Consider the following 3,846-nt stretch of genomic DNA (forward strand, 5'->3'; position numbering starts at 1 on the left):
TTTGATAAAGACATAAGGTGCACATAGTGCAAAAAATTAAACATGAGACGCCAGATACGTGAGTTTTTTTATCATTTAATCTGTACAGAGAAGATAAATAAATAGCTTCATTTTCATGATAAGGGGGCTGGCGGAGTTTGTCAAGTAAGTTTTTTCGTTTCTAACGGTTGTTGCCAAAAACTATACAAGAAGTCTTTTAAGATCAATCACTTATCTTCAAGGCTTGAATAAAAGCATTCTGTGGAATATTTACGTTCCCTATAGAATGTAACCTTTTTTTACCTTTCTTTTGCTTTTCAAGTAGTTTCATTCTTCGCGTTACATCTCCACCATAGAGTTTAGCTGTTACATCTTTTCTGTATGGGTTAATCGTTTCTCTGGCAATAATTTTTCCGCCCACTGCCGCTTGAATCGCGATTTTATATTGCTGACGTGGTATTAGATCCTTCAAGCGTGCGCATATTTCACGCCCTCTTTTTTCTGCCCTACTTTTGTGAACGATACAAGCCAGTGCATCTACGGGCTCTCCATTAATTAAAAAGCTTAATTTATCTATTTGGCTTACCAGATAGCTGGAAATTTCCCAATCCAAACTTGCATATCCTTTGGAAATTGATTTTAATCGATCATAAAAGTCAAAAACAACTTCAGACAGTGGTAATTTATATCTTAACAATGCTGTTGTTGTGTTACCAATGTAAGATAAATCCTCCTGTTCTCCCCTCCTTTCTTCACATAGAGATAGAATCTCTCCCAAGTATTGGTCAGGGACCATTATGGTTGCGGTAATCCATGGTTCTTCCACAATTTCAATTTTCGTTGGATCTGGCATATCACTTGGGTTATGAATATTCAAAACTTCACCACTTCGTGTTGTAACCCTATATATAACACTCGGTGCAGTTGCTGTTAGGTCTAAATCAAATTCTCTCTCGAGCCTTTCTTGAATAACTTCAAGATGCAACATTCCCAAAAAACCACAACGAAATCCATAGCCTAATGCATTTGAAGTTTCAGCTTCGAAGGTAAAACTTGCATCATTTAAATGTAACTTTTCTAGAGCTTCTCTTAGATATTTAAAATCATCCGTTTTATGAGGAAAAATGCTACAAAATACCACAGGATGAACTTCTTTAAATCCAGGAAGTGCTTCACTACAAGGTCTCTTTTCCTCAGTGATAGTGTCTCCTACCTTGCAGTCTGCTACTTCCTTCATTGAAGCAGTTATAAAACCAACTTCACCCGCTGAAAGTTCACCCGTCATCACTTTTTTAGGGGTGAAAATACCGATATTATCTATCTGGTATGTAGCATTATTAGACATCATAACAATTCTCATGCCTTTTTTTAGCACTCCATTTTTAACTCGCACTAAAATTACTACTCCTAAGTAAGTGTCATACCAACTATCAACCAAAATTGCTTGCAATGGAGCATTTACATCACCTTGAGGAGCTGGAAGTTTTGCTACTATTGCTTCCAGTACATCTTTTATTCCAAGTCCAGTTTTTGCTGATATTAAAACTGACTCACTTGCATCAATACCGATTATTTCCTCAACCTGGAGTTTTACCTTTTCTGGATCTGCAGCAGGAAGATCAACTTTATTGAGCACAACTATTATTTCATGGTTGTTGTCAATAGCTTTATATACATTTGCAAGGGTTTGTGCTTCAACGCCCTGGCTACTATCTACCACTAAAAGTGAACCTTCACATGCGGCTAAGCTTCGGCTTACCTCGTAAGAAAAGTCAACGTGACCTGGGGTGTCCATGAGATTTAGGCAATATTGATTACCGTCGTTTGCCGTATAATTGAGTTTTACCGTCTGTGCCTTAATTGTAATCCCACGTTCGCGTTCTATATCCATTGAATCGAGTATTTGATTGATCATTTCTCTTGCTTCAAGGCCGTTACATTCCTCTATTAAACGGTCAGCAAGCGTTGACTTACCGTGGTCTATATGCGCTATTATTGCAAAATTTCTTATGTTGTTCATTTATGGCTATTTTACTTAAGTAGAAACATTTTACATTTTAAGTGTTGTGAGGGCAATCCTTTATTAAGAGACTATTTACTCCTTCAACATAGACGACACTTTTTTCGAGCAGGAAATCACTTTATTAACCATATAGTTTTCATGATTATTATCTATTTTAGGCAACTCATATAGATAATTTACCATCATCCCGGCTGACTGACTAATACCCTTTTCAGAAGTATCCGCCATCCAGTTTAATTGTTTTATTGATGCGCCATTGCTTAAATGAAAATGCGCCACCGGGTCATAAGTATTTCCATTACTATTATTCACTTTTAGTAAATAATATGCACATAGTTTAAGCATGTATTGTTTAGTTTCATTTGTACATTCAACATTAGTTTTTAATTGCTCTGCACTTTCTAAAATTTCTGCACTAGATTGTTTTATATTTAGTTTGCCCAATAAAGTGACATCTTGGTTTAGATTGTTTTTTAGCCATTTCGTAAAGCCAGGTATTGGAGAAAGAGTTGCATATGTTTTTATACTTTTAAACTCCTGTGATAGCTTTTCTACAACCCTTTTGATCAAAAAATTACCAAGGCTGATTCCAGATAACCCTGCTTGAGTATTTGATATTGAATAGAATATAGCAGTGCTTGCATTACTCGGATCATTTGAAGGTACTGACTCATCTAAAAGGTGTTGAATGCTATCTGCAATCTTATCCACCAATGCAACCTCTACAAAAATTAGAGGTTCGTTTGGTATCTTGTAATGAAAAAAAGCAAAACAGAGACGATCAGAATCTAGTCTGTTTTTTAGGTCGCCCCAAGAGGAAATTTTATGCACAGCCTCATATTTTATAAGTTTTTCTAACAATGATGCAGGTGAATCCCAGGTGATTTGACGAAGATCAAGTAGATCAACATCAACCCAAGTATAGAGTATATTTTTTAATTCGTTCTCTAGTGGATTCAAGCTTCTATGTTGGTTTTTTAGCTTAAGCACATCAGAACGCATATCAACAATAAACTTAAGGCATTCTGGTAAAGAAATAAATTGCTTTAATATTTTAGAACGCGGTGATTCAAGAATTTTTATTAAATCCTGTTCAAATTTATAGTTTAACTCGGGATCTTGGTTTTTCTTATACTCTCTAATTTTCTCATCTATTTCCGCTTTATTCGGATTAAATTTTTCTGCCAGGGTTTGTAGAAATTTTATTTTACCTTTCTCTGATAAGCTCAAGTACAGGTTACCAAGAGATACAGCGTTCTTACGTGCTGAAACCTCCCCTCCCTTTGGGTTTAAGCACTCATTCATCTTCAAGACTAAACTATCGATATCGCGACTGTTGCTTAAATCAGGACTGATGTTACCAATCCACGATCTTACAGCATCTGCCACTCCACCTAGTATTTTAAAAAAGCTTCTTACCGCTTTTTTATCTTCAACTTTCACTATATCAGTTTTTACCAATGATTCTTTTGTCATAGATTCCCTTTATTATACATGGCTAATGCAAGTCAGGGTCATACCGCTGCGATATCTCTAGATCCCGCTAACAAGCAGCGGGATGAAGAATTTGTCGTTTGTCAAATCGTCGGTAAACCCAAGTTATTTTAGCTACATATAGCTTAAGTTAAAGGAAAATTTTAGCTACATAGCAGGCACTATTACTAGATTATTAATAATTCAGTAATACAATAGACTTCTTGCACTACCTCCCAAGCCACAACTGTCATTCAGTAGAAACAAAAACTTTCTTGACAAACTCCACCAGCCCACTTATCATGAAACTGAAGCTATTGTATTTGCTTTCGCCAATCTGCAGATTAAAAGGTAAGGATTACTTAATGTAT

General features: G+C 35.9%; 2 protein-coding genes. Both read right to left on the minus strand.

The features are described 5' to 3' along the window. Positions 1–202: 202 nt before the first annotated feature. Positions 203–1,999 carry a translation elongation factor 4 gene (gene lepA, locus ACIPNH_RS02105; RefSeq protein ID WP_264724148.1) on the minus strand — a complete coding sequence of 599 codons (1,797 nt, stop codon included), beginning with the start codon at positions 1,997–1,999 and terminating at the stop codon, positions 203–205. Positions 2,000–2,074: 75 nt separating this feature from the next. Continuing rightward, positions 2,075–3,478, minus strand: a complete 1,404-nt coding sequence (locus ACIPNH_RS02110) for a malonyl-CoA decarboxylase (RefSeq protein WP_400771444.1) — start codon at positions 3,476–3,478, stop codon at positions 2,075–2,077. Positions 3,479–3,846 lie beyond the last annotated feature (368 nt).

This window comes from Wolbachia endosymbiont of Drosophila barbarae (assembly GCF_044752445.1).
GTDB classification, from domain to species: Bacteria; Pseudomonadota; Alphaproteobacteria; order Rickettsiales; family Anaplasmataceae; genus Wolbachia; species Wolbachia pipientis.